Here is a 23,663-nt window from a genome sequence, read left to right on the forward strand (position 1 = left end):
GCTTCAATTTATGTTAGGATCGAGGCCGAGGCCATGCAATTTGCGCCGGCCGGATAAATGGAGATAAAGCCATGCGACGCCGCGATATTTTCCGCGTCGGTCTTGCCGGGGCCGCCGGGCTTTTCGGGCTGCGCCCCACCAAGGCGGCAGCCATTAAAGTCAAGGCCGTCGAAGAGGAAAGGCAAAAGGTCGCCTATCACCTCAGCGATCTCGACAAGGTCAATTTCGTGCTCGGCAACATCAAGAACCACTTCGAAGGCACCGACGGCAAGGTCGACATCGCGCTTGTCGTGCACGGCCCAGCACTTGCCGCCTTCAAGTCGAAGGGCATATCGGCCGCCATTTCCGGGCGGTTCGCCGGCCTTGTCCAGGATGGGCTCAGCCCGCACGCCTGCGCCAACACCATGCACGGCATGGATATCGGCCTGGCCGACCTGCTCGACGGCTTCCATGCAGCCGACAGGGGCGGCGTCGTCAAGCTCGCCGAATTGCAACGCCAGGGCTACGCCTATCTCAGGCCATAGGGCAATTCCAGGAAAAGCGTGAAACGGTTTTCCGTCCGGAATTGCGTCAAGACAAAGAGGGAGCGGTTCGCCGTTTCCGTGAAACGGTGAACCGCTCAAGACTTTTACGGACTTGAACGCGAGGACTGCGAAGGCTTACGAAGAGCAGGCAGAGTCCCCGGAGGAATAGACGTGCCAGCCACCACCACCCTTGTCAGCCCCTCTCTGGTCATCCCCGACCTTGCCGGAAAGGCGGTCCTGGTCACCGGCGCCTCGACCGGCATCGGCGCGGCGCTTGCACTTGCCTATGCCGCGCAGAAATGCCGCGTCGCGCTGCATTACAATTCGAGCCGCGCGGCTGCCGAAAACCTGGCCGCGACCATTCGCAACGGCGGCGGCGACGTGTTCCTCGCCCAGGGCGATTTCTCGATCCCCGCCGATGTCGAGCGCGTCGTCGAGGACAGTGCGCAACATTTCGGCCGGCTCGACGGCCTCGTCAACAATGCCGGCGGCATGCTCGGCCGCGTGCCCTATGCCGAGCAGACCGAGGCGCATTACGACGCGGTGATGGACCTCAACGCGCGTTCCGTGCTGACAGCTTCGCGCAAGGCAATCCCATGGCTGAAGCGGCAGGGCGGCTTCATCGTCAACACCTCCTCGATCGCCGCGCGCAACGGCGCCGGTGGCGGCGCCGGCCTTTACGGCTCGGCCAAGGCCTTCGTCTCCAACGTCACGCGCGGCATGGCCAAGGAGCTGATCGGGTTCAACATCCGCGTCAACGCGGTGGCGCCCGGCACGATCGCGACACCTTTCCACGAGCGCTACTCGACCGACGACCAGATGAAAGGCATGATCGCCACCATCCCGCAGGGCCGCGCCGGCACCGCGGAGGACTGTGTCGGCGCCTATCTGTTCCTCTCCTCCGATCTGTTGAGCGGCTACATCATCGGCCAGGTGATCGAGGTCAATGGCGGGCAGTTGATGCCGTAGACGGCGAACTGCATACTCCCGGTTGCGTCATCTCAACGGAGCAAAGCGAATGTACGGACTGATCGGCAAGATGCGGGCGATGCGCGGCCAGCGTGACGCAATGATGGATATCCTGCTCGCCAGCACCGGTGCCATGCCCGGCTGCCTGAACTACATCATCGCCACCGACCCGGCCGATGCCGACGCGATCTGGGTGACCGAAGTGTGGACCGACGCCGAAAGCCACAAGGCTTCGCTGCAGCTGCCCGAAGTCCAGGCGGCAATCGCCAAGGCACGGCCGATCATCGCCGGCTTCGAGTTCCAGGTGGAGACGCATCCTGTTGGCGGGTTCGGCTTACCGGCGAAGGCGGGATAGAGGGAGAGGCCGGTAGGCCAGAGGGGCGCGCGAAGGATCGCTGCGGATGGTTGGTGCCATTACCACCCAAGCCCTTTTCCGCGCAAAAAGGGTTCGCATTTTTTCGCGACCGGTCTAAGAGCCCATCTATGGATTCCTCCCCGAACCCGCCGGCCATCGAGCACCTGGCGCGGATCCACAAGGCCTGGCAGTGGCCCGTCCTGGTGGTGGTCTCGGTGCTGTTTGCCGGCGCGCTGGAGCTCGCCGCCCTGCCCGCCGCGCTCTTGATCGGACCGATGCTGGCGGCCATAGCTGCCGGCACCAACGGCGCCACGGTGCGTGTGCCGCGGGTTCTGTTCGGCTCAGCCCAGGCGGTCGTCGGCTGCCTGGTCGCCAGTTCCATCTCGGCCGATATCTTTCCCGTCTTCTACAGGGAATGGCCGCTGTTCCTTGGCGTCGTGATGGCGACGGTCGCGGCATCCAGCCTGCTCGGCTGGCTGATCAGCCGCTGGCGCATCCTGCCCGGCACCACCGCGGTCTGGGGCTCGTCGCCGGGCGCCGCCACCGCCATGGTGCTTATGGCCGGTGCCTTCGGCGCCGACCAGCGCCTCGTCGCCTTTATGCTGTATCTGCGCGTCATCTGCGTCTCGATGACGGCAGCCCTGGTGGCCAAGCTCTGGGTCGACACCTCGGGCATCGAGGTGCCGGGCATCGTCTGGTTTCCGCCGATAGACCCGCAAGGCTTGGCCGCAACATTCGGCGTGGCGCTGGTTGGCGGCCTCGCCGGAAAGCTTTTCCGGCTGCCGTCGCCGTTATTCCTCGGCACCTTCATTTTCGGCACCGTGATCCATCTCGGGCTCGGCGTGACCATGCAGTTGCCGCCCTGGCTGCTTGCCTTGAGCTATACGATGATCGGCTGGAGCATCGGCCTGAATTTCACCAGGGCCATTCTGCGCCACGCGGCCCGCGCGCTGCCGCAGATCGTCGGCTCGATCATTGCCCTGATCGTCTTTTGCGGCGGCCTCGCCTTCCTGATCAGCCGCCTGCTCGGCATCGATCCGCTGACCGCCTATCTGGCAACCAGCCCCGGCGGCATGGACAGCGTCGCCATCATCGCCGCCGCCGCACAGCATGTCGACATCTCCTTCGTCATGGCGCTGCAATCGGCACGCTTCCTGATCGTGCTTCTGGTCGGCCCAAGCGTGGCGCGGCTGGTGGCGAGAAGCCTCAAACCATAGCAGCTCGCCTCTCCCTGATTGGTAGCCTTTTCTTGAAACCGGTCGCACTTTGCTGTCGCCGACCGTATCGGGCCAGCACCCGCACGAGCTCAAAAAATAACTTGACTCAAATACTCAGATTTGAGAGCCCCTTCCGTCAATGTACGGAAGAGTGGAGACGAGTTGATGCGGAAACGGACGATGACATGGCTCCTGGGGTTATCACTGCCGGGCAGCGTTGCCCTGCTCGGCCTGTCCGGGCCGGCTCACGCTCAGGACCAGGGCGGCGTCACGGTTCTCAACAAGATCGAGGTCGATGCCGAGAGCGACGAGATCCTCGTGCAGGACGGCTATGTCGCCAAGAAGGACCGCATCGGCACCAAGACCGACACGCCGATGGTCAAGATTCCACAAGCCGTTTCGGTTGTGACGCAAAAGCAGATCGAGGACCAGAAGCCACGCACGCTGAACGAATCGCTCGGCTATGTCGCAAGCGCCAATCCCAACAGCTTCGGCTTCGACACCCGCTACGACGCCTTCTTCCTGCGCGGCTTCCAGGCCTTTTACAACGGCATGTTCCGCGACGGGCTGCGCCAGTACAACGGCCCCTCGGCCTGGTTCAAGACCGAGCCCTACGGCATCGAGGGCGTCACCATCCTGAAGGGTCCGGCCTCCTCGCTTTACGGCATCAGCGGTCCGGGCGGCATCGTCAATCTGGTCACCAAGCGCCCCAAGGAAGAACAGTTCCGCGAAATCGAAATGCTGCTAGGCGAACACAATCGCTTCCAGGCCGCACTCGACGCTTCCGGCCCGGTGAACGACGACGGCAGCATTCTCTACCGCTTCACCAGCCTCGGCCGCACCAGCGACACCGACCTGCCCGGTTATCCCGACGACAAGATCTATCTGTCGCCGGCCGTCACCTTCAAGCCGGACGAGGATACCAGGCTGACCATCCTCGGCGAATATTCGAAATCCGTCACAGGCGGCACCGCTGCCTTCTACAATTCAGGCGGCGCTCTGACGAACCTCTACGAGGGCGATCCCGCCTGGAACGACTTCGACCAGACCCAGGGCCGCATCGGCTACGAGTTCGAGCACCGTTTCAACGACGTGCTGACGGTCCGGCAGAACCTTCGCTACAGCGCCGTCGACAGCGACATCGAATATAGCGGTCATTACCCGGACGGCGTGGATCTGAAACGCTATTGGGGTCACTACACCGAGACCATGAAGAACTTCGTCGTCGACAACATGGCGCAGTTCGAATTCGATACCGGCCAGGTCAGGCACACGGCGGTAGCCGGCATCGACTACGCCTGGTCGAATTATGACGCCGGCAGCGGTATCTCCTACGTTTCCGTCGGTGACATCAAGGCCGCTCCGGTTCCTTACTCTGGCGGGCAGGAGATGAACCAGCTCGGCGCTTATCTGCATGACCAGATGGAGTGGAACGATTTCACCCTGTTCGCCAGCGGTCGCTACGACTGGGCCGACACCACCTCGACCGCCGCCGACTTCACCAGGTCCAAACAGGACGACAGTGCCCTTTCCGGCCGGCTCGGCCTGTCCTACCAGACCGAATGGGGCATCACGCCCTATGTCAACTATTCGACGTCGTTCTCGCCCAATATCGGCTTCGTCTATGACGATGTCAGCAGCCCGATCGGTCGCGTCGCCCGTCCGACCATCGCGACGCAAAAGGAAATCGGCGTCAAATACGAGTTTGCCGATTACAACGCCGCCGTCAGCGCCGCTCTGTTCGACATCGACCAGAAGGATGGCGTCGTCTTCGACGCCTCGACCGGGATCAACAAGCAGCGCCAGCTCGACCTGAACTCGCGCGGCGCCGAACTGGAAGCCAGCGCCTCGCTCGACAACGGCCTCAGCATACTCGCCTCCTACACCTATCTGCGCGTGAAAATCGAACGCGGCGCCACGGGAACCGCAGGCAAGGAACTGTCGGCGACGCCAAATCACATCCTGTCGCTCTGGGGGCAGTACCAGTTCGAGGACGGCACGCTGCAGGGGCTCGGGCTAGGCAGCGGCGTTCGCGTCGCCGGCTCGAGCTATGGCGATGACACCAATACCTTCAAGAACGACGCGCGCGCCTTCGTCGACGCCTCGCTCTCCTATGATTTCGGCTACCGCAACCCCAAGCTCGAGGGCGTGAAGCTGCAGGTCAACGCCAAGAACCTGTTCGACACTCAAAAATCCATCTGCTCGGCCGGCTATTGCTACCGCGACGAGGGTCGCTCGCTGTTCGCCAGCCTGCGCTACCGCTTCTGATGTCGATCGCCGTTTCCAGCCGGGCATCGACGCCTGTCGCGATCGTCCTGGCGATCGGCGGGCTCTACGTCGCGCAGAGTGTGATCGGCGGCATCACCTGGGCGGGGCTGCCGGCGGTGATGCGCGACCAGGGCCTGCCGCTCGACCGGATCGGCCTGGTTTCGCTGATCGCGCTGCCATGGGCGCTCAAGTTTCTATGGGCGCCGGCCGTCGAGCGCTATCGGCTGCCGCCGGTCGGCAAGAACCGCACCGGCACGATCGTCGCCGCCGGTGGACTTGCGTCCATCGCCGGGCTGTGGGCCGTCGGCGCGCTCGGCCCGGAGGCCTGGTGGCCGGTCCTGGCCTGCCTGACCATCGTCGCCTTCGCCGCCTCGACGGTCGACATTGCCTGCGATGGTTTCGCCGTGCAGAGCCTGGCCAGGGAAAACCACGGTTGGGGCAATGCCGCGCAGGTCGGCGGCGCCTATCTCGGCTCGGCCATCGGCGCCGGCCTGTTTCTGCTTCTGGTCGACGCTTATGGCTGGCGCATCGCCGTTTGGGCGATGGCCTTGCTGCTCCTGCCGCTCGGCCTCCCCTTCCTGCTCGGCGCGGCCGGCCGCGCGCGCGAGGAGACGCGCGAGCATGTTCCCAGCCTCCTCGACGCGTTGAAGCGTCCCGAAATTCGGCGCGGCCTGGCAGCGTCGGCCATCTATGTCCTGGCCCAGAAGGCGGCACTCGCCATGCTCGGACCATTCCTGATCGACGCCGGGCTCGACCTCTCGATGGTCGGACTTGTCAACGGCGTCGGCAGCATGTTCGTCGGCCTGGCTGCCGCACTCGCCGGCGGCGCTCTCGTCAAATGGTTCGGCCCGCGCAACGTGCTCGTCCTGGCGCTTTTCCTGCAGGCCGGATCGCTGTTCTTCTTTTCGGTCTTCGATTTTCTTGGTGGCTTCTCGACCACCGCTTTGAGGGCCATCGCGGTGCTCAGCTCGTCCGGCTTCATGGCTCTCGGTTTCGTCGCGCTTTACGCGCAGTTCATGCGCTGGTCAGATCCAAGACAGGCGGGCGTCGACTTCACGCTGTTCCAGTGCATGGACGCACTGATGAGCATGGCCGGCGGGATCGCGGCCGGCTACGCCGCGCAGTATCTCGGCTATGGCGCGTTCTTCGCAGGCGCCGGCCTCGTCGCGATGCTGGCGGCCCCGGCGATCATCATCGTATCCGACCGCCGCTGACCGCGGAGCATCGTCGCGCGCTATTCTTCGCCGCCGTCCGCTTGCGTCCCGCGGCGCCAGTAGGCAGTGACCAGGTGCCGGTCGCGCGGCACACCCCATTCTTTGCGGACGATCCTGCGGATCTCGCGGAAATCGCCGAACTCGCATCCGGCCCAGACATAGAGATTGTCGATAAGGGCAGTGCGGTTCCGCTGCTGCAGCACCGCCGGTAACAGCCTGGCTGTACCGGCCTCGCCCCCATGCCGATAGAGCCAGGTGACGGCAACGGCCTCGCCCGCGGCCAGCGGCATCCGATCGTCGGGACCATCGACCTCGATGAACGCTTCGGCGCGGGTTGACGGCGAAAGCTGCTCCAGGATCCTGCCGATCGCCGGAAGCGCGGTGTCGTCGCCGAGCAGCAGCAGGTTTTGCGCCTCGGGCACGCCGCCTCCGCCCGGTCCGATCATGCCGATGATCTCGCCGGCAACTGCCTTTTCGGCGAAAGCGGCCGCCGGCGTCTCCATACCGGGGTGGAGGACGAAATCGACATCCAGCCAGCCGCTTGCGGCGTCCAGTGCCCGGATCGTGTAGACCCGCACGACGAGCGCGTCCTTGCCCGACGGCCAGACCATCAGGCCGTCGGCGCCCATCGACGGCCACACCGGCAGCCTGCCGCGCGGCGGCAGCAGCAGCCGCACATGCAGGCCGCCACGGCCAAAGCGGCCGAGATCGTTGCCGGTGAAGCGGACGCGCTGCATATGCGGAGAAATCCGCGTCGAGGACAGCACCGTGATCTCGCGGAAGAACACCGGCGTGCCGGCATCGCTGCCGTCGCCCTGCCAGGCGATGCCCCTGGTCGTGCCGAGATGTTGCGAAAAATGGCCGGCGACCGCCATCTTCATGTAGGACAGGCAGGTTTCATCCTCGGCCGCGACGCGGATCAGCACGTTGTCGTCACCGAGCGTCGCCTTCAACGAGCCGTAATGCGTGCGAAATTCCCAATGATCGGCAAGGCCGGTATCGATCTCGGATTCGCCATGCTCGGCGCGCAGCCTGTCCATCACCGACCGGATGGCGGCACCGCTGATCCGGGTTTGCGCACTCAATTGCTCCATCGCTAAGCCTTTCGATGCCGTTGAATTCGAGATCGCCATACGGCGGCCTCGCCACGCCGGAATGCCACAGCCGGCCCGGCGTTTCCACTAAAAGATGATAAGTATAGTCATGTTTTGAAATCAGGCTGAAGGGAAGTCCATTTGCAGGCCGCATCACCTAGATATCGACATGCAATAGGTCGTAAACTCGTAAAGCGGGGCGTCGCCAGCGGCAGGGATCGAACCCGCACCTGAACCAAGAGGCTCAGGATCACTGTGGTGATACGTTTACCAATTCCGTCACGCTGGCACCTGCCTCGTAGCGCAAATTTGCGCGGATTGCCATTCGAGGCTTCTCTTGTGGCGTCCGAGCCGATTCAGCGTCGGCATGAGCCGATACGACCTGCCCGACTTCGAGTGGCGTGATCGAGCCGCTCCTGCCCAACAAGCCGCCAGGCGTGCCGCGTGTGGATGATCGCCGCGTGCTGAACGACATCTTCTCAAGGCGACTGTGGCTGCGCTTGTGAGTCTACGGTAATCTAATCCAGCCGGTGCATCAGATCGTCGTCCAGCCAGCGGGCGAAGAAATAGACCAGTTGCTTGTGCCACCACGGCCAGTCATGGGCGGCATCGCCGCCCCAGTAGTCGACCCAGGCCGGAATCGACTTGTCACGCAGGATCTGTTCCAGCGCCTGCGTATCGGCAAGCATCCGTTCCTCCCAGGCACCCTGCCCGCAGCAGAAGATCAGCCGCAGCGCCTTCAGCCTGACAAGCAGCCCCGGATCGACGATACCCGGCAGGTAGTCGAGCGGCGAGTTGAAGAAAATTTGTCCGTCGAGCGCGCTGCCGAAGAAATCGTGGGTGGAGTAAACCCCCGACAGCGCGATGACGCCGCTGGCCAGTTCCGGAAAGCGGAAGACGAAATTCGATGAATGGTAGCCGCCCATCGAGCAGCCGCAAAACAGCGGCTTCAGCGTACGCCCGCCATTGGCCTCGGCCGCGGCAGACAGGAGTTCCGGCAGCGCCTCCTCGCGCACATAGCGGAAATACGCTTCATGCCGGGCGATGCGATGGGCCGGCTCGGCATGGCGGTCGAAGAAGGATTCCGCATCGATGCCGTCCAGCGTGAACAACTGGATGCGACCGGTGTCGACGAACTCGGCGAGAGCCGAGACGGCGCCGGAATCCTCGAACTGGTAGAACCGCCCTTGCGAAGTCGGGAACACAACCACGGGTCGGCCGGCATGGCCGTAGCGCTTGTATTCCATGTCGCGGCCGAGGTTGCGGCCAAAACCCTTGTGGTAGGAAACGTCCATCGCCTCACGCCTTTTCCGCATGGATGTAGTCGACCGCCCGGCGCAGCGCCTTCGGGTCGGTGGAGCGCAGCTGATAGGCGTAGTTTCCCATGGCGCGGCTGAAAACCTCCTCGATGGCGTGATGATGGACGATCATGCCGCCATGGGCGGCCAGCACGTCGGCATGGCTGTGCACATAGTTGAGGTGCCGCTTGCGGCTGGCATAGGCGGTGAAATACTTGCCCCTGTAAGGGCCGCCGGCGGCGTCCTTGACCACCATGTCGGCCCATGCGGCATAAACATCGATATCGAAGGTGTAATTGATGGCATCGGTCATCCAGGCGCCAGGCGGCCGCATGTTGACCTCCAGCGCGATGACCCTGTCGTCCCTGGTTTCGAACAGCTCGATGTGGAAGAAGCGCTCGCGCACGTCGAACGCCTTGAGGATTTTCCTGCCGGCCTCCTCGACCGCCCGGCTGATCTCGGGAAAACAGACATAGCTCATATGGCGGTCGCGGTTGACCACCTCCATGACGCTCTGGTCGTAGCGGTGGCTGGCGGCCAGCACCACCTCGCCGTCGCGGTTGACCAGCCCGTCATAGGTCACCACCAGCCCTTCGATGAATTGCTCCATGACGAAGCTGACGCCTTCCGGCTTGTCCCTGAAGAAGCTGTCGAGTTCGCCGGTGTTGGAGATTTTGAAAGTGTTCGAGGCGCCGGAGCCCGAATCCGGCTTCACCACCACGGGATAGCCGACACGTCGGATGAAGGTCATGGCGCCGGCGCGGTCGGAGCATTTGCGTTGCGGGATGGTTTCGACGCCGCTCTTGCGGAAGAACGCCCGCATGCGGCTCTTGCGTTTCAAATTCTTGACGAAGTCGAGCTTGGTGCCGAAAATGTTGAAGTCGGTGCGGATATTGGCTTCCAGCTCCAGCCAATGCTCGTTGAGCGATTCGAACCGGTCGACGCGGCCCCATTTGTGGATGAAATGGCCGATCGCCCGGAACACAGGCTCGTACTCCTCCATGTCGTCGATGCGGTAATATTCCGAAAGGGCTGCCTTCAATTTGCCGTCCAGCGCATCGAACGGCGCGTCGCCAATGCCGAGCACGGTGGCGCCGGCCTTCTTCAGCCGGTCGCAGAAATCGGCGCCATTGGCTGGAAAATGCGGCGAGAAGAACACGAAATTCATGGACCATCCCTCCCGGCGGCGAGCCATCGCACCCCGCCGACAATCGACTCTGGCGCATTTGCCGGGCTCGGGGAAGAGCAACTGGATCAGGTGAGCGGCTGGGCCCGCGAAAGGTGACGCCAAAACCGTGAAATAAAAAACCCGCCACGACAGCGGGTCCTCGGCGCCAGTCAGCACCATACCCAAATTAGTAGCATAGCTGCCGGCACAAAGCAAGAACAAAGTTGCTGTAATCAGGAAAAATCGCTTGATGTCGGCGCCGCGCCTTCATTGCAGCTTGGGTTCCTCTCCCCCGTTTCGCGACGGCGAGGAACCCAGGTCTTGAGAGGCTGGATCGGCAGCTTCACCCACCTCCAATGCCCCCACTTGCCTCGCTTTGCCCGCTCCTGTATGAAAACCGCATGAGCCCGCGCGCCACCTCTTTTGCGTCTCGTCCGACCGGCATTGCCGGCCAGACCGTCCGCGCGTTTGCCTCCACCCTGCTGCTTCTCGGCCTTATCGGCGATCGCCGGGTTCGCTGAAGGAGCGCCCGGCGGTCGAATTCGCCGCTCACGCGCACGCTCCTTGGCCAGTCACAAAATTGGCACGTCACATCAAGCGAACGAAATTCTGGTAAAGGCGCCGCTCGCCACCAATCCGCCTGAAGCTGGATCCGCGAGCCGCCGGGAGAAAAGACGATGAACGCACGAGAAGATATCCGTCTGAATGTAGAGGAAACCGCCAGCCCCGCGAGGGGCATGCCGGATGCTGCCCGCAAGTACCAGCCCTATCCGACCGTCGGTCTTGCCGATCGCACCTGGCCCTCGAAAGTGATCGATAAGGCGCCGATCTGGTGCTCGGTCGACCTGCGCGACGGCAACCAGGCGCTGATCGATCCGATGGGCCAGGAACGCAAGGCGCGCATGTTCGCCCTGCTGCTCGACATGGGCTTCAAGGAGATCGAGATCGGCTTCCCGTCGGCCTCGCAGACGGACTTCGATTTCGCCCGCTGGTGCATCGAACAAGGCAACGTGCCCGCCGACGTCTCGCTGCAGGTGCTGGTGCAGTGCCGGCCGGAACTGATCACCCGCACTTTCGAGGCGCTGAAGGGCGCCACCAATCCGATCGTCCATTTCTACAACTCGACCAGCGAGCTGCAGCGCCGCGTCGTCTTCGAGAAGGACGTCGCCGGCATCAAGCGCATCGCCACCGACGCGGCCAAGATGATCACCGACATGGCGGCCAAAGCCGGCGGCGGCTACCGTTTCGAATATTCGCCGGAGAGCTTTACCGGCACCGAGCTCGAAGTGGCACTGGAGATCTGCAACGCCGTCACCGAGATCGTCAAGCCGACGGCGGAGAACAAGCTGATCATCAACCTGCCCTCCACGGTCGAGATGTCGACGCCCAACATCTACGCCGACCGCATCGAATGGATGTGCCGCAATCTCGACAACCGCGAGAACCTGTTGATCTCGCTGCATCCGCACAATGACCGCGGCACCGGCATCGCCACCACCGAACTCGGCCTGATGGCGGGCGCCGACCGCGTCGAAGGCACGCTGTTCGGCAACGGCGAGCGCACCGGCAATGTCGACATCGTGACGCTGGCGCTCAACATGTACACGCAAGGCGTCGATCCCGGGCTCGACTGCTCCGACATCAACCGCATGAAGGACGTCTACGAATACTCCAACCAGCTGAAGATCCCCGAGCGCCATCCCTATGTCGGCGAGCTCGTCTACACCGCCTTTTCCGGCTCGCACCAGGACGCTATCAACAAGGGCATGAAGGCGCTGCGCAAGGCCAACACGCCGCATTGGGAGGTGCCCTATCTGCCGATCGACCCGGCCGATGTCGGCCGCAGCTATGAAGCCATCATCCGCATCAACTCGCAGTCCGGCAAGGGCGGCATCGCCTATGTGCTGCATGCGGATTACGGCCTCAACCTGCCGCGCAACCTGCAGATCGAGTTCAGCCAGGCCATCCAGGCGATCACCGACGCCGAAGGCAAGGAGGTGCCGGCCAGGCGCATCTACGAGCGCTTTCTCGACACCTATGTCGACCAGCCCGGCGCGCGGCTGAAGTTCCTCGACCACCACACCTACCCCGACACCGAGGTCAAGGGCCGGCGCGTGGTTGAAGCGGTGATCCTCGACAGGGGCAAGGAGGTGACCATATCGGGCACCGGCACCGGCCCGATCGACGGCTTCGTCGATGCGCTGTCGCGCCATGTCGGGGTGCCGATGTCGGTGCTCGATTATTCCGAGCATTCCATGCAGCGCGGCTCGAACGCCTCGGCCATTTCCTATGTCGAGATGGAACATCCCAGCGGCAAGCTGTTCGGCGCCGGCATCAACACCAACATCGTCGCCGCGTCGCTCGAAGCCGTGGTTTCGGCCGCCAACCGCATCGTCGGCCGAAAGGGCGGCTAGCCGGGACTGCCAGGCCCGCGCATCAGCCCACCGGAAATTTTATCCGGTGGGTACGCTATCGCACCATAAGCACATGCTTGTAAGGCGCCGCCAGCGCGATATGATTGTACCTCAACCTGTGCCGAATTCGAAGGGATCGACACTTGCAGCATACCACGCCTGCCGCCCCCGCAGTGCGCGAAACGCTGGAGCGATTGCTTGCCAGCGAAACGTTCGGACGATCCGAGCGCGCGCGCAAGCTGCTCCGCTACCTGGTCGAGCGCGAGCAGGCAGGCGAAGCCGACAGGCTCAAGGGCTTCTCCATCGCGATGGACGTGTTCGGCAAGGACGGCGATTTCGATCCGTCGACCGATGCGGTGGTGCGGGTGCAGGCCGGCAGGCTGCGCGAGCTTCTGCAGCAGTATTTCGCCAATGAGGGCGTTGCCGAACCGGTCCGCATCGCCATTCCGCGCGGCGGCTATGTTCCGTCCTACGAACTCAACGCCATTCGCTTGCCGGCGGAGGTGGAGCCCAAGGCAGAAAGCAAGCCGGAGCTGGCAACAGAGGAAGCGGCGACGACCGCCCCGCCCGGATCGCTGGAGGACGCCCGCAACCGGGCACATCCGGCCGCATTGCTGAGCGTTCCAGCCGTCGCCCCTGCTGCTCCTTCGCTGCAACGCCATTTGCAGTTCTTCTGGCTGGCGATCGCGCTGGTCATCCTCATGCTGGGTGTGCTGATCCTTCGCCAGGGTAGCGTGGTATTGCTGACCGGCGGCGACACGGCGGTCGAGACTGCGGTGGCGACCGGCAGCATAGCAGCGCCTCCGGTTGAAAACCTCCCCCAGGTCTACATCGCCATCAAGGCCGACAGCGACCTGGCTCGCCGTGTCGCCGCATCGCTGCGCGCCGGCCTCAGCGGCTTCGATACCATCAATTTCATCGGCCGTGATGCCGACAGCCCGCCCGATCCAGTAACCGACGCCGCCAGCTTCGTATTCGATGTCCTGCCCGGGCCGCGTAGCGGCGACATCATGCTCGAGCTGCAAAGCGTGGCGACCGGCCGCGTGCTGCTCTCACGCAACCTGACCGCCGGCGACAGCGCGAACACCGCCATCGAGGACCAGATCTCCGGCATTTTGACCTCGGCTCTTCCCGCCTCGGGCACGATCTACAACTACATCGAGCAGAGCGGCATCCAGACCGGGCTGACGGCGTGTCTGGTGCTCAACGGCAAATATTATCTCGACCAGAATGCCCAGACGCACGAAGCCGCCTACCGCTGCCTCGAAGATCTTGCCAACCGGGAGGCGAAGTCGTCGCTCGTCTATTCGGAACTTGCGTCCTTGCATCTCGAAGCGGTCACCGACCACTATCCCTACCCCGCCGACGCGACGATCGACAAAGCCATGACGTTTGCCCATCGCGCCATCCAGATGGGCCCGACCAGCCCCTACGCGCACCGCGCCCTTGGTTACCTCAATTCGCGCATGGGCGATTCCGCGGAATCGATCCGCTGGATGCGCAAGGCCTATGAGCTCAATCCCTACGATCTCGCAATGGCCGCCGCCTACGGCTACGGGCTGGTTTTCGCCGGCAAGTACAGCGAGGGCGCCCCGATCCTTGCTCACGCGGTGGACATCGCCAGCGCCCATCCGACATGGTGGGATTACGGGCTGTTCGCCGGAGAGTTCATGATGGGCGACATGAACAGGGCCACGCTTGCCAGCGACGGCTTGCGAACGACTGAAATGAAATCGCATTATCTGGCGGCGCGGCTGATCGGCGCCAAGGCTGCCGGCCGCGAGAAGCTGGCGAGCAGGCTGCTGCAGGAACTGACCACCAAATTTCCGAAATTCGCAGCCGATCCGCGCACAACCTTCGTCGAACGAAGATATCCCGCCGATCTGACCAACCGGCTGGTGGAGGCCCTGCGTGCCGCCGGGCTTGGCGGCGCCAGCTGACGTCTCCCGGCGCGTGCACGACGTCAGGTGATCGCGAAGATTTTACTGGCCATCCGGACGGCCAAAGCGCAATTCAGACACAATTTGAACCGGCCAATCTGATCCCCCATAGGTCTGATCCTGCATAGATTGATCTCCACATAAGTCTGACCTCCCGCAAAGACTGATCCTCGCATAAGACCGCCCCGGCATCCTGACTGATTCCGGCACCAAGCCATAAAGTTTGCATGACCCCATCCCTTTACGCTGCCGAACGGGGCGCCGGCCCGACAACGATCGCCTTCCTGCATGGTTTCGGTGGCTGCCACGACGACTGGCGCGATGTGGCCGAGTCTCTGGCGCCCGGCGCGCGGACCCTGGCCTATGATCTGCCGGGACATGGGCTGTCGCTCGATTTTCCGGGCGGCGGTCCGGCCAGGATCGCAGCGAGTGCCGTCCTTGCGGATCTTTCCGCTCGCGGGATAAAGCGGGCCCATCTCGTCGGTCATTCGATGGGCGGCGCGGTGGCCGCCCTGATGGCATTGAGCGAGCCCGAAAGAATGGCGTCGCTGACGCTGCTGGCGCCGGGCGGTTTCGGTCCTGAGATCAATGGTCCGCTGCTGCGTCGCTACGCCGCCGCTGCCGGCATGGATGAAATCCGCGCCTGTCTTGCCGCCATGTCGGGACCGCAAAGCCGGCTGCCGCAGCATAGGGTCGAACTCGTCAGCGAGATGCGCCAGCGGCCCGGCCAGTTGCGTACACTTGTCGAGCTCGCAGCCGCCATGACCAGGGATGATCGGCAAGGCGTCATCCCGAACGAGCGGCTTGAAACGCTGAATATGCCAATCATGGTGGTTTGGGGAACCGACGACGCGATGCTGCCCGTCAGCCAGGCGGACAGCGTGCCGAAGCATTTTCATCTGCACCACGTGCTGGAAGCCGGCCATATGCTGGTCCAGGAAGCGCCCGGCCTGGTCGTCGAGGCCGTCCGTCGCAATATGCGGCGCCGCAGCAGGCGACTTCGTCCAGGATTCGCCGCTGCGGCGAGCTGATCGATCTTGGCGCAGGCACGGCGGCGGCGCTTGTGCTCATCCAGCGAACCCCTTGCCGGCCCATCGATCTCGCAAGTGCATTTTGCCGGCGGCTGTGTTAATTCGGTGTTAACCAAACCCGCGAGGCAACGCCGATGAAGGACGCAGGCGAGAACATCACCCAGATCGATCAGTCGCGAAAACTGTCCGATGCCATTCGCGACGTCAAGAACGCCTTCGCCGACCGCGATGACGTCGTCGTCGACATGCGCGAAGCGCATCGCATGCGGCTCGATCTGCTTGCCGCCGAACTCGCGTCGGTCTTCGCCGACGTGCCCACCGACATGGACAGTTTCGACTTCGCCGTCTCGTCCGGCCTGCAGCCACGGCTGTGGATCGACGCCGTCAGCCATGTCGCCATGGGACGCGACCGTCGCACCTACCGCTTTCTCAAGGACACGCGCATCGGCCGCGTCGTCCTCGCCGAATCGACCGACATGAAGGTCGTTGCCGACCAGGTGACGCGCTATGTCGCCGAGCGCGTTGTCGAACGCCAGAGAATGATGGAAGGCGGCATCGAGCAAGCCGTCGCCGGCCTGAAACGCGCCCTGGTGGCGGAGGCCGAGCCGCCGCTGCAGATCGCTGCGCGCAGCAACGGCTGGTCGGCGTTCTTCTCGGGCCTCGGCCTGATCGCCGCCGGCGCGCTGGTCGGCCTGGCGATTTCGCTCGTGTTGTTCTGGGACCGCATCGTCGCGATGAAAATCAGCTTCTAGAGCGGTTCAGCGTTTCACGGAACGCTGAACCGCTCTATTTCTTTGTTTTGACGCAATTCCGGACTGAAAACCGCTTCACACTTTTCCTGGAATTGCTCTGGCCATCGACGCCTCGGCCCCCACGCCAAGCTCCAGCGTCTGCAGATCGCTGGGCGGCAATGCCGGCCCGGTCAGGCCGCGGCGCGTCAGCCTGATCCGCCAATTGTCCTTTTCACCGTCGATGTCGAGCAGATTATATTGCGCCGGCGCATGCGAACTGCCGGGCGCCTGCCCCGCCGCGGCGACCCCGACCACCGGAATTTTGATCTTGCGGGCGCCGATGAAGAACAGCGACGGCACATGCGAATGGCCGTGCAGCACAAGCTCGGCACCATGCCGGTGAAGAACCTTGTGGAAGCGCGAGATGCCGAACAGCCGCTTGTTCTGCGAAACCGCGCCGCGCACCGGCGGATGGTGGATCATGATCACCCGGAACAGGCCGCGCTTGCCCGTGGCGTCGAGCATGTCGCGCAGCCGTTCCGCCTGGCCCTCCAGAAAGAAGCCGTTGGCCATGAACGGAGCCGTGGCGCGCGCCGTCGTGACGCCGACCAGCGCAACATTGCCGCGTACGCGCAAATAGGGAAAGGTGTTGCGATCGACCGGCGTATTGACGCCGTCGCCGGTCATCCACGCCGCCCAGGACCGGCAGGTCTTGTCGAAGGCGCCCGGCACATAGGCATCATGGTTTCCCGGCACCACCGACACGTCATTGGGCGAGCCCAGCGTCTCCAGCCAGTGCTTGGCCATCTCGAGCTCACCGTCGAGCGCCAGATTGACCAGGTCGCCGGTGATGGTGAGATGGTCCGGCCCGCTGGCCTTCATGTCGGCGACGATCGTGTCGATGACGGCATCGTGCATGTAGCGGCGGCGGTTGCGCTGCCAGTTGACGTAACCGACCACGCGCTTGGAGGCGAGATCGCGATAGGTTACATCGGGAAGCGGCCCCAGATGGACATCGGAAATATGCGCGAGCCTGAACATCTTTTCTTCATAGGCGAGCCGCGCGCCGCTTTCCACTCACGGTTTCGCGGACGATGACGCCGGATCCCGAGCAAGCCCTGCGCCAGACCGGCTGGCCGGGCTTCAGGGCAAGGCTGTTTCACCTGTATTTCGTACTGCGGCGGCCGATGACGCTCGGCGTGCGCGGCTTGATCCACGACCGCCCCTCCAATTCCGTCTTCCTCATCCGCCACACCTATGTCCCGGGCTGGCACCTTCCGGGCGGTGGCGTCGAGTTGGGCGAGACGATGATCGAAGCGCTGACACGCGAAATCTTCGAGGAAGGCAACATCGCGCTGACCGGACCGCCGGTGCTGAAGTCGCTGCATTTCAACCGCCGCGCCAGCCGCCGCGACCATATCGGCCTCTATCTGGTCGAGGCGTTCAACCAGACAGCGCCCAAGCTGCCCGACCGCGAGATCGCCGAAGCCGGCTTCTTCCCGCTCGACCGCTTGCCCCAGGGCACGACACCGGCGACGCTGCGGCGGATTGCCGAAGTTTTTGGGGGGAATTCGGCATCGCCTTACTGGTAGATCATCTCTTCAACAGCTTTGGCTACGTCGGTATAGACCGGCAGCATTCATTGTTCTCAGAGAGATAAATGCTGAGCGATGAGGAGAAAAAATGCAACACAGCCAAAACGATAGATTTAGAATCGCGCTCTATGTATCACTTTACACGGGAATTAATGTGACAACATTTTCCGTTATAGCGTTAATTTCGACAATAGTTCTTGGGATAGATCCATACATGTTAGCAAAAGTTGGAAGATTCATCCAATTCACAATACAATTAGTTGCGGCATTCGTGACATATTTCGTTTTTATAAAGCGACATGCTCAGCTTTTTACTCGCACTGAATTCTGGAAAATGGTCGGATTCTCAACCCTGATAGAAATGATTTTGGGAATGGCTGTGCTTCTGCCGTCGGGATTGTTACGCGCAATCCCGCCCCAGATGTCGGTCGTGATCGTCATGATCAGCGGCATCGTTGCGTTCCTTGCAACGTCGCTCGGCTACTCCAATCGATTTGGAAATACCATATTGAAAGCTGAACTCGTTAGAAGGGCAAAGATGGACTCCGAGACCTTCCGCTAGATCGCTGATTTCACGCCGCCTTCCTGAACCTGTCCCGGTCATGCGGCGCGCCGTAGTCCAGCTCCGGCCCGACCGGCACGATGCGCGTCGGGTTGATGGTCTCGTGGCTGCCGTAATAATGCGCCTTGATGTGGTGCAAATTCACCGTGCCGGCGACGCCCGGCACCTGGTAGAGATCGCGCAGGTAATTCGACAGGTTCGGATAGTCGGCGATGCGGCGCAGATTGCACTTGAAATGGCCGATATAGACCGGGTCGAAGCGGACCAGTGTCGTGAACAGCCGCCAGTCCGCCTCGGTGATGCGGCCGCCGACGAGATAGCGCTGCCTTGACAGACGGTCCTCCAGCATGTCGAGCGCCGAGAACAATTCGCCGAATGCCTCCTCGTAGGCTGCCTGCGTGGTGGCGAAGCCGGCACGGTAGACGCCGTTGTTGACCGCGGGATAGACCAGCGCATTGATCGCATCGATCTCGCCGCGCAACGGTTGCGGATAAAAATCGAGCCTGGCATCGCCCCATTCGTCGAAGGCCGAATTGAGCATGCGGATGATCTCGGAGGATTCGTTGGAAACGATGGTCTGCTCGCGTTTGTCCCACAGCACCGGAACGGTGACTCGGCCCGAATAGCCGGGATCGGCCCTGGTGTAGATCTGGTGCAGGAAATCGAGGCCGTAGAGCGTGTCGCCGGTGGCGCCGTCCTCGGCCAGGAACGTCCAGCCGTCGGCGCCCATGAAATGATGGACGACCGAGACGGAAATCACGTCCTCGAGTTTTTTGAGCACGCGAAAGATCAACGTCCGATGCGCCCACGGGCAGGCGAGCGAGACATAGAGGTGGTAGCGGCCGGGCTCGGCCTTGAAGCCGCGTTTTCGCCCTTCGGCCGGCGCGCCGTCGCGGGTCACCCAGTCGCGCCACTGCGACTGCGCGCGCACGAATTTGCCGCCGCTCTCCCCGCTATCGTACCGGCGGTCCTGCCATTGGCCTTCGACTAGCAATCCCATGCAATATCCTTTCGCGTTCCTACCCGATGTAGGGCACCAAGCGGCGCCGCGGAAATCCCCGATGCTGAACAGATCGTCAACGGCTGCGTCGTCGAGTGCGCGTCGGCTGCGCGGGCCGATTGCGGCGGCTGAAAATTGGTGCTAGCGGACATCCGCATGTTCGACTTTGCCGTGATCCGGTTCGACCGACGACGAAAGAGCGCCCGCGCTTGATGAAGCGCTGACTGGCGAACGCTGCCGCTTGCAGCAAACCTTTCCTCGCATACCGGAACGCAAAGACCATGAGCCTTGCCGACTTGAAATACCTGGCCGACGTGAAATACCTGCCGGAAACTCCGGCGCACGATCCTGAAATCGAAGCCATCAATGACGAGGCCTTCGGGCCAGGCCGTTTCGTGCTCGCCGCCTACAAGATCCGCCAAGGTGGCCCGCATGAACGGGCTTTGTCCTTCGTGGCCGTCGATGGCGCAATCGTCGTCGCCTCGGTACGGATGACGCGCATCGCCGCCGGTGCCGGCCGCGCGCTGATGCTCGGGCCGCTCGCTGTGCGGCCGGCCTTCAAAAATTTCGGCATCGGCCGCCGGCTGGTGGCAATCGCGCTGGAAGCCGCCGCCAAGGCCGGCGCGCCGGCGGTGATGCTGGTCGGCGACGAACCCTACTACGGCCCGCTCGGCTTCAGGAGGCTGCCGCGCGGGCAGATCTCGATGCCGCGTCCGGTCGACCCCGACCGGCTTTTGGCGCACGAGATCGTGCCGGGCGCGTTGGCGAGGCTGGCGGGCGAGGTTTGCCACGCCGACCAGGCAAGGATTGCCGCGCACATCGCCGCGATGGCATGACCATGCCGGTGCTGTCGCACGGTGGCTTGGCGGCATAGTCTGGGCACGGAGGAGGACGTCGAGATGAACCCGAACGGCCAGATTGCGATCGTCACCGGTGGCGGCTCCGGCCTTGGCGAGGCGACGGCGCGCGCTCTTGCCGCCGGCGGCGCCAGGGTTGCCGTCCTCGATCTCGGTATCGAGCGTGCGGCCAAGGTGGCGGCTGACGTCGGCGGCATCGCCGTCCGATGCGATGTGAGCGACGCCGAGAGCGGTGCCGCCGCAGTCGCGGAAGCGGCAGAGACGCTCGGCGCGCCGCGCATCCTGGTCAATTGCGCCGGCATCGTTGTCGGCATGAAGACGATCGGCAAGGACGGACCGCATCCGCTCGATCAATACCGCAAGGTGATCGAGGTCAATCTGATCGGCACCTTCAACATGATCCGCCTGGTCGCCGACCGGACCGCCAGGCTCGAGCCGCTGCAGGGCGGCGAGCGCGGTGTCATCGTCAACACCGCGTCGGTCGCGGCCCATGACGGCCAGATCGGCCAGGCCGCCTATTCCGCGTCCAAGGTCGGCGTCGTCGGCATGACGCTGCCGGTGGCGCGCGATCTCGCCCGCTCCGGCATTCGCGTCTGCACCATCGCACCCGGCATCTTCAGGACGCCGATGATGGCCGGCATGCCGCAGGAGGTGCAGGATTCGCTCGGCGCCGCTGTGCCCTTCCCTTCCCGTTTGGGCGAGCCTTCGGAATACGCGGCACTTGCCTTGCACATCATCGAGAACCAGATGCGCAACGGCGAGACAATTCGCCTCGACGGCGCCATCCGCATGGCGCCGAAATAAATGCGACGGTGATGCCTTGGACGAACCCAGGAAAGACGTGATCCGCGCGACCGATACCGAGGCGATCAGGCTGGCAAAGACGCTGATCCGCAGCGCCCGTTTCGGTGCGTTGGCAGTGCTCGAACCAGGAACCGGTTCGCCGCTGGCCAGCCGGGTCGGCGTCGCCACAGACATCGACGGCACGCCATTGATCCTGGTATCGATGCTGTCCGCTCATACCGGCGCCATCCTTGCCGACCCGCGCTGCTCATTGCTCGTCGGCGAACCCGGCAGGAGCGATCCGCTGGCGCATCCGCGATTGACGCTCGTCTGCCGCGCCGTGCGGCTGGAGCGCGGATCGAACGAACACGCCCGCGCCGAGCGGCGCTACCTCAACCGCAACCCCAAGGCAAAACTCTATGCCGGGCTCGGCGACTTCTCGATTTTCCGGCTCGAACCGGAGCGCGCCAGCCTGAACGGAGGCTTCGGCAAGGCCTATCTGCTCGACCGCACCGATCTGGTCGCGACGGGAGCGATCGTCGAAGAGCTTGCCGCCGGCGAGCAATCGGCGCTCGACCACATGAACGCCGACCATCTCGATGCGATTGCCCTCTACGCAAGTCATTTCGGCGGGGCCGAGAGTGACGGCTGGATCGTCACCGGGTTCGACGCCGACGGGATGGATCTCATATCGGGCGACAATGTCTGTCGGGTTTTCTTCCCCGAGCCGCTGAGAGCGGCGCGCGACCTCAGGCCTGTCCTGGTTGACATGGCCAAGGCGGCCCGATCGGCAAATTAATCACAGCCGCACAGTTAATCGGCTTGCGTGGAAAGCAAGCCTTGAGATTTGAGCGAAATGTTCTACCTTTGCGAGTGACGCTGAATCGCTGGCGTGCATCTATAGGGAAAGTCTATGGAATCCGACGCTATTGCCCCCATAGCGGCGGATGAGCAAGAAGGCATGGGGGATCTATGGTCTCGAACAAACTAGTCGCCAACGCCGGAACCGCGGCTGCGTTTCTGACGCTGATGGGCAACGAAAAACGTTTGTTGATCATGAGCTATCTGGCCGAGGGCGAGATGTCGGTCGGCGCCATAGCCGAGAAGGTGTCGCTCAGCCAATCCGCCCTGTCACAGCATCTGGCCAAGCTCAGGGCTTCCGACCTTGTCGAGACCCGCCGCGACCGGCAAATGATCTATTATTCCTGCAAGTCCGCGGCGGTGCACGAATTGCTGCACATGCTGGACGGCATTTTCGGCGAAGGTGAACTGTCGCAGATGGCTCACCGGCTGCGTCGCGCCGGGACCTGAGCGGCCGGAGCGGAGAACGCCCCGCCAAATCCGCTTTGCTGCCAAGTCCGCCTTGCTGCCAAGTCCGCTTTGCTACTGAACGCGCTCGTCGGCGGCCTGCGCAATCTCGCCCTTGAACTCGACATTCGTGCCCGGCTGCACCATGGAGGCAAGGTCTTCGGCATCCCAATTGGTCAACCGGATGCAGCCATGCGAAAAGGTCGTGCCGATCTTGCCCGGTTCGGGCGTGCCGTGGATGCCGTAGCTTTCGATCGAGAGATCGATCCAGACCGATCCCACGGGGTTGTTCGGCCCGGCAGCGATGGTGAAGGGCCGCTTGGTCTTGACCCCCTTGAAAGCGAAGTCCGGATCGTAGTGATAGGTAGGGTTGTGCACCACGCGCCTGACCTCCGCCATGCCGCTTGGCGCCGGCTTCTCCTCGCTCCCGATCGAGGCGGGGTAGACCGCCAGCCATTTGCCGGCACGGTCGAGCACACGCACCAGGCGAGCGCCCTTGTCGACCTCGACGGTGGCGACGCCGGCGGGAGGGTCGCCTCTGCCGACATCAGGCACCACCAAGGTCCTGCCTGGTTTCCTGAGGCTGGTGCCCGGATTGAGCATTCGCAGCAATTGGTCGCTGACGTGGAAGCGCTCGGCCAACCTCTCCACCGCATTGCGGTAGCCGAGCCGCCGCAAGCGGGCCATCCTCTCCAAGCGAGCCGGAATACGCCTGGTGAAAGGTCCGCGCACATCCTTGCGCATCACCTCATAGGTCACCAGCACCGGCCTGGCGGAGGTTGCGATGAGTTTGCTCCAGGTTTGTGGACTGAGCTTGCCCTCGGGCGGAAGTCCGTTTGCCGCCTGAAACGCGGCGACGGCCTTGGCGAAGTTCTGGGAAAGGCGCCCGTCGATCAGGCCCGGCGAGAAGCGGGCCCGATCCAGAAGGATCTGCGCCTTCAGCAGCATCGGATCGACACCCTTCGGTTCGCCGATAGTGAATTGGGCCTGATTGACGGTGGCTGGATCGAGCTTGGCCGCGCTGGCCACGCCACATGCAAGGGCAAGCGTGGCGGTAAAGACGAGGAGGAGCCTGATCATCGATGTCCTCCCAGGACCGCAGCAGGAGCCCGCCTCTATGACGCGGCATGGCCCCGTGGGGTTCCTTCGCCCCATCGAAATTCTGCATTGAAGCGGCTTGGCCGAAGTGCCGTGCCGCGGGAATCAATATCTCCATGCCGCCAGGAGGCCAGGCAAGGCGTCTCGGCCCGGCGCCTTGTGATTGGATTTGACCGTTAGAACGGCGTGCATCCATTTGGACGCTGAGATACGGTCAGAGCTTCGGATCCGGCATCA

22 protein-coding genes, 1 tRNA gene and 1 pseudogene are annotated in these 23,663 nt (G+C 63.3%); 16 read left to right on the forward strand and 8 right to left on the reverse strand.

Going from position 1 to position 23,663, the window contains the following annotated elements:
• The first annotated feature begins 71 nt into the window (after positions 1-71).
• The 6 genes from NKH30_RS05085 to NKH30_RS05110 all read left to right on the forward strand — a co-directional run bounded on the left by NKH30_RS05085 (position 72) and on the right by NKH30_RS05110 (position 6,547).
• On the forward strand, positions 72-524 hold the full coding sequence (locus NKH30_RS05085) for a DsrE family protein (protein ID WP_352540979.1): 453 nt from the start codon (positions 72-74) through the stop codon (positions 522-524).
• 171 nt (positions 525-695) lie between these two features.
• Complete coding sequence (locus tag NKH30_RS05090) at positions 696-1,493, forward strand: SDR family NAD(P)-dependent oxidoreductase (RefSeq protein ID WP_352478045.1); 798 nt, start codon at positions 696-698, stop codon at positions 1,491-1,493.
• A gap of 49 nt (positions 1,494-1,542) precedes the next feature.
• The gene (locus NKH30_RS05095) at positions 1,543-1,848 is read left to right on the forward strand and encodes a putative quinol monooxygenase (RefSeq protein ID WP_352683881.1); all 306 of its coding nucleotides are present in this window, start codon (positions 1,543-1,545) and stop codon (positions 1,846-1,848) included.
• 128 nt (positions 1,849-1,976) lie between these two features.
• The gene (locus tag NKH30_RS05100; RefSeq protein ID WP_352540978.1) at positions 1,977-3,065 is read left to right on the forward strand and encodes an AbrB family transcriptional regulator; all 1,089 of its coding nucleotides are present in this window, start codon (positions 1,977-1,979) and stop codon (positions 3,063-3,065) included.
• 180 nt (positions 3,066-3,245) lie between these two features.
• A complete protein-coding gene (locus tag NKH30_RS05105; protein ID WP_352994439.1) occupies positions 3,246-5,333 on the forward strand; it encodes a TonB-dependent siderophore receptor in 2,088 nt (695 codons plus the stop codon).
• The gene (locus NKH30_RS05110) at positions 5,333-6,547 is read left to right on the forward strand and encodes an MFS transporter (RefSeq protein WP_352994442.1); all 1,215 of its coding nucleotides are present in this window, start codon (positions 5,333-5,335) and stop codon (positions 6,545-6,547) included. The genes NKH30_RS05105 and NKH30_RS05110 overlap by 1 nt, the downstream gene beginning before the upstream one ends.
• A 20-nt stretch (positions 6,548-6,567) precedes the next feature.
• Here the strand turns inward: NKH30_RS05110 and NKH30_RS05115 are convergent, their stop codons facing one another.
• Entirely contained in the window at positions 6,568-7,641 is a 1,074-nt protein-coding gene (locus tag NKH30_RS05115; protein ID WP_352994445.1) for a siderophore-interacting protein, read from the reverse strand.
• Between the two features lie 203 nt (positions 7,642-7,844).
• A tRNA-OTHER gene (locus NKH30_RS05120) sits at positions 7,845-7,930 on the reverse strand.
• A 78-nt stretch (positions 7,931-8,008) separates the two neighbouring features.
• Between NKH30_RS05120 and NKH30_RS05125 the strand changes: the two are divergent.
• A pseudogene (locus NKH30_RS05125) lies at positions 8,009-8,126 on the forward strand (IS5/IS1182 family transposase); the annotation flags it as partial.
• 33 nt (positions 8,127-8,159) lie between these two features.
• Here NKH30_RS05125 and NKH30_RS05130 read toward each other — a convergent pair.
• Both NKH30_RS05130 and NKH30_RS05135 read right to left on the reverse strand, forming a co-directional pair.
• Positions 8,160-8,936 carry an esterase family protein gene (locus NKH30_RS05130; protein WP_352994448.1) on the reverse strand — a complete coding sequence of 259 codons (777 nt, stop codon included), beginning with the start codon at positions 8,934-8,936 and terminating at the stop codon, positions 8,160-8,162.
• Positions 8,937-8,940: 4 nt separating this feature from the next.
• Positions 8,941-10,107, reverse strand: coding sequence for an ATP-grasp domain-containing protein (locus NKH30_RS05135; protein WP_352994449.1), 1,167 nt, complete (start codon positions 10,105-10,107; stop codon positions 8,941-8,943).
• A gap of 677 nt (positions 10,108-10,784) precedes the next feature.
• Here NKH30_RS05135 and leuA point away from each other — a divergent pair.
• From leuA to NKH30_RS05155, 4 genes are all read left to right on the forward strand, one after another.
• Positions 10,785-12,521, forward strand: coding sequence for a 2-isopropylmalate synthase (gene leuA, locus NKH30_RS05140; RefSeq protein ID WP_352994452.1), 1,737 nt, complete (start codon positions 10,785-10,787; stop codon positions 12,519-12,521).
• Between the two features lie 143 nt (positions 12,522-12,664).
• Positions 12,665-14,461 (forward strand): tetratricopeptide repeat protein, encoded by a 1,797-nt coding sequence (locus NKH30_RS05145; RefSeq protein ID WP_352822376.1) that lies wholly within the window; start codon positions 12,665-12,667, stop codon positions 14,459-14,461.
• A 227-nt stretch (positions 14,462-14,688) separates the two neighbouring features.
• Positions 14,689-15,492: an alpha/beta fold hydrolase gene (locus NKH30_RS05150; protein ID WP_352994455.1), complete on the forward strand. Its 804-nt coding sequence runs from the start codon at positions 14,689-14,691 to the stop codon at positions 15,490-15,492.
• A 134-nt stretch (positions 15,493-15,626) separates the two neighbouring features.
• The gene (locus NKH30_RS05155) at positions 15,627-16,244 is read left to right on the forward strand and encodes a hypothetical protein (RefSeq protein ID WP_352772490.1); all 618 of its coding nucleotides are present in this window, start codon (positions 15,627-15,629) and stop codon (positions 16,242-16,244) included.
• Between the two features lie 75 nt (positions 16,245-16,319).
• On the opposite strand, the gene NKH30_RS05160 is transcribed toward NKH30_RS05155, so the two are convergent.
• A complete protein-coding gene (locus tag NKH30_RS05160; RefSeq protein WP_352980572.1) occupies positions 16,320-17,264 on the reverse strand; it encodes a metallophosphoesterase family protein in 945 nt (314 codons plus the stop codon).
• Between the two features lie 53 nt (positions 17,265-17,317).
• On the opposite strand from NKH30_RS05160, the gene NKH30_RS05165 reads away from it, so the two are divergent.
• Positions 17,318-17,815, forward strand: coding sequence for an NUDIX domain-containing protein (locus NKH30_RS05165; RefSeq protein ID WP_352994458.1), 498 nt, complete (start codon positions 17,318-17,320; stop codon positions 17,813-17,815).
• Between the two features lie 306 nt (positions 17,816-18,121).
• Here the strand turns inward: NKH30_RS05165 and NKH30_RS05170 are convergent, their stop codons facing one another.
• Complete coding sequence (locus NKH30_RS05170; RefSeq protein WP_352540966.1) at positions 18,122-18,271, reverse strand: hypothetical protein; 150 nt, start codon at positions 18,269-18,271, stop codon at positions 18,122-18,124.
• Positions 18,272-18,390: 119 nt separating this feature from the next.
• Positions 18,391-19,380: a glutathione S-transferase family protein gene (locus NKH30_RS05175; protein WP_352540965.1), complete on the reverse strand. Its 990-nt coding sequence runs from the start codon at positions 19,378-19,380 to the stop codon at positions 18,391-18,393.
• A gap of 281 nt (positions 19,381-19,661) precedes the next feature.
• On the opposite strand from NKH30_RS05175, the gene NKH30_RS05180 reads away from it, so the two are divergent.
• From NKH30_RS05180 to NKH30_RS05195, 4 genes are all read left to right on the forward strand, one after another.
• A complete protein-coding gene (locus tag NKH30_RS05180) occupies positions 19,662-20,216 on the forward strand; it encodes a GNAT family N-acetyltransferase (protein WP_352540964.1) in 555 nt (184 codons plus the stop codon).
• A 63-nt stretch (positions 20,217-20,279) separates the two neighbouring features.
• Positions 20,280-21,041, forward strand: coding sequence for an SDR family NAD(P)-dependent oxidoreductase (locus NKH30_RS05185; protein WP_352994463.1), 762 nt, complete (start codon positions 20,280-20,282; stop codon positions 21,039-21,041).
• A gap of 16 nt (positions 21,042-21,057) precedes the next feature.
• Entirely contained in the window at positions 21,058-21,819 is a 762-nt protein-coding gene (locus NKH30_RS05190) for a HugZ family pyridoxamine 5'-phosphate oxidase (RefSeq protein ID WP_352540962.1), read from the forward strand.
• A gap of 173 nt (positions 21,820-21,992) precedes the next feature.
• On the forward strand, positions 21,993-22,331 hold the full coding sequence (locus tag NKH30_RS05195) for an ArsR/SmtB family transcription factor (RefSeq protein WP_352540961.1): 339 nt from the start codon (positions 21,993-21,995) through the stop codon (positions 22,329-22,331).
• Between the two features lie 72 nt (positions 22,332-22,403).
• Here the strand turns inward: NKH30_RS05195 and NKH30_RS05200 are convergent, their stop codons facing one another.
• On the reverse strand, positions 22,404-23,408 hold the full coding sequence (locus NKH30_RS05200) for a L,D-transpeptidase (RefSeq protein WP_352540960.1): 1,005 nt from the start codon (positions 23,406-23,408) through the stop codon (positions 22,404-22,406).
• Between the last annotated feature and the right edge of the window lie 255 nt (positions 23,409-23,663).

Origin of the sequence: Mesorhizobium sp. M1273, from assembly GCF_040318195.1 — a bacterium.
In the GTDB taxonomy this organism is placed as follows: domain Bacteria; phylum Pseudomonadota; class Alphaproteobacteria; order Rhizobiales; family Rhizobiaceae; genus Mesorhizobium.

Bases quoted from the DNA above. Each gene is read 5' to 3' on its own strand.
- NKH30_RS05195 (WP_352540961.1), top strand. From the start codon at position 21,993: ATGGTCTCGAACAAACTAGTCGCCAACGCCGGAACCGCGGCTGCGTTT.
- NKH30_RS05160 (WP_352980572.1), bottom strand. From the start codon at position 17,264: ATGTTCAGGCTCGCGCATATTTCCGATGTCCATCTGGGGCCGCTTCCC.
- NKH30_RS05155 (WP_352772490.1), top strand. From the start codon at position 15,627: ATGAAGGACGCAGGCGAGAACATCACCCAGATCGATCAGTCGCGAAAA.
- NKH30_RS05130 (WP_352994448.1), bottom strand. From the start codon at position 8,936: ATGGACGTTTCCTACCACAAGGGTTTTGGCCGCAACCTCGGCCGCGAC.
- NKH30_RS05165 (WP_352994458.1), top strand. From the start codon at position 17,318: ATGACGCCGGATCCCGAGCAAGCCCTGCGCCAGACCGGCTGGCCGGGC.
- NKH30_RS05175 (WP_352540965.1), bottom strand. From the start codon at position 19,380: ATGGGATTGCTAGTCGAAGGCCAATGGCAGGACCGCCGGTACGATAGC.
- leuA (WP_352994452.1), top strand. From the start codon at position 10,785: ATGAACGCACGAGAAGATATCCGTCTGAATGTAGAGGAAACCGCCAGC.
- NKH30_RS05170 (WP_352540966.1), bottom strand. From the start codon at position 18,271: ATGCCGCTGATCATGACGATCACGACCGACATCTGGGGCGGGATTGCG.
- NKH30_RS05095 (WP_352683881.1), top strand. From the start codon at position 1,543: ATGTACGGACTGATCGGCAAGATGCGGGCGATGCGCGGCCAGCGTGAC.
- NKH30_RS05105 (WP_352994439.1), top strand. From the start codon at position 3,246: ATGACATGGCTCCTGGGGTTATCACTGCCGGGCAGCGTTGCCCTGCTC.
- NKH30_RS05150 (WP_352994455.1), top strand. From the start codon at position 14,689: ATGACCCCATCCCTTTACGCTGCCGAACGGGGCGCCGGCCCGACAACG.
- NKH30_RS05100 (WP_352540978.1), top strand. From the start codon at position 1,977: ATGGATTCCTCCCCGAACCCGCCGGCCATCGAGCACCTGGCGCGGATC.
- NKH30_RS05110 (WP_352994442.1), top strand. From the start codon at position 5,333: ATGTCGATCGCCGTTTCCAGCCGGGCATCGACGCCTGTCGCGATCGTC.
- NKH30_RS05085 (WP_352540979.1), top strand. From the start codon at position 72: ATGCGACGCCGCGATATTTTCCGCGTCGGTCTTGCCGGGGCCGCCGGG.
- NKH30_RS05200 (WP_352540960.1), bottom strand. From the start codon at position 23,408: ATGATCAGGCTCCTCCTCGTCTTTACCGCCACGCTTGCCCTTGCATGT.
- NKH30_RS05115 (WP_352994445.1), bottom strand. From the start codon at position 7,641: ATGGAGCAATTGAGTGCGCAAACCCGGATCAGCGGTGCCGCCATCCGG.
- NKH30_RS05135 (WP_352994449.1), bottom strand. From the start codon at position 10,107: ATGAATTTCGTGTTCTTCTCGCCGCATTTTCCAGCCAATGGCGCCGAT.
- NKH30_RS05185 (WP_352994463.1), top strand. From the start codon at position 20,280: ATGAACCCGAACGGCCAGATTGCGATCGTCACCGGTGGCGGCTCCGGC.
- NKH30_RS05180 (WP_352540964.1), top strand. From the start codon at position 19,662: ATGAGCCTTGCCGACTTGAAATACCTGGCCGACGTGAAATACCTGCCG.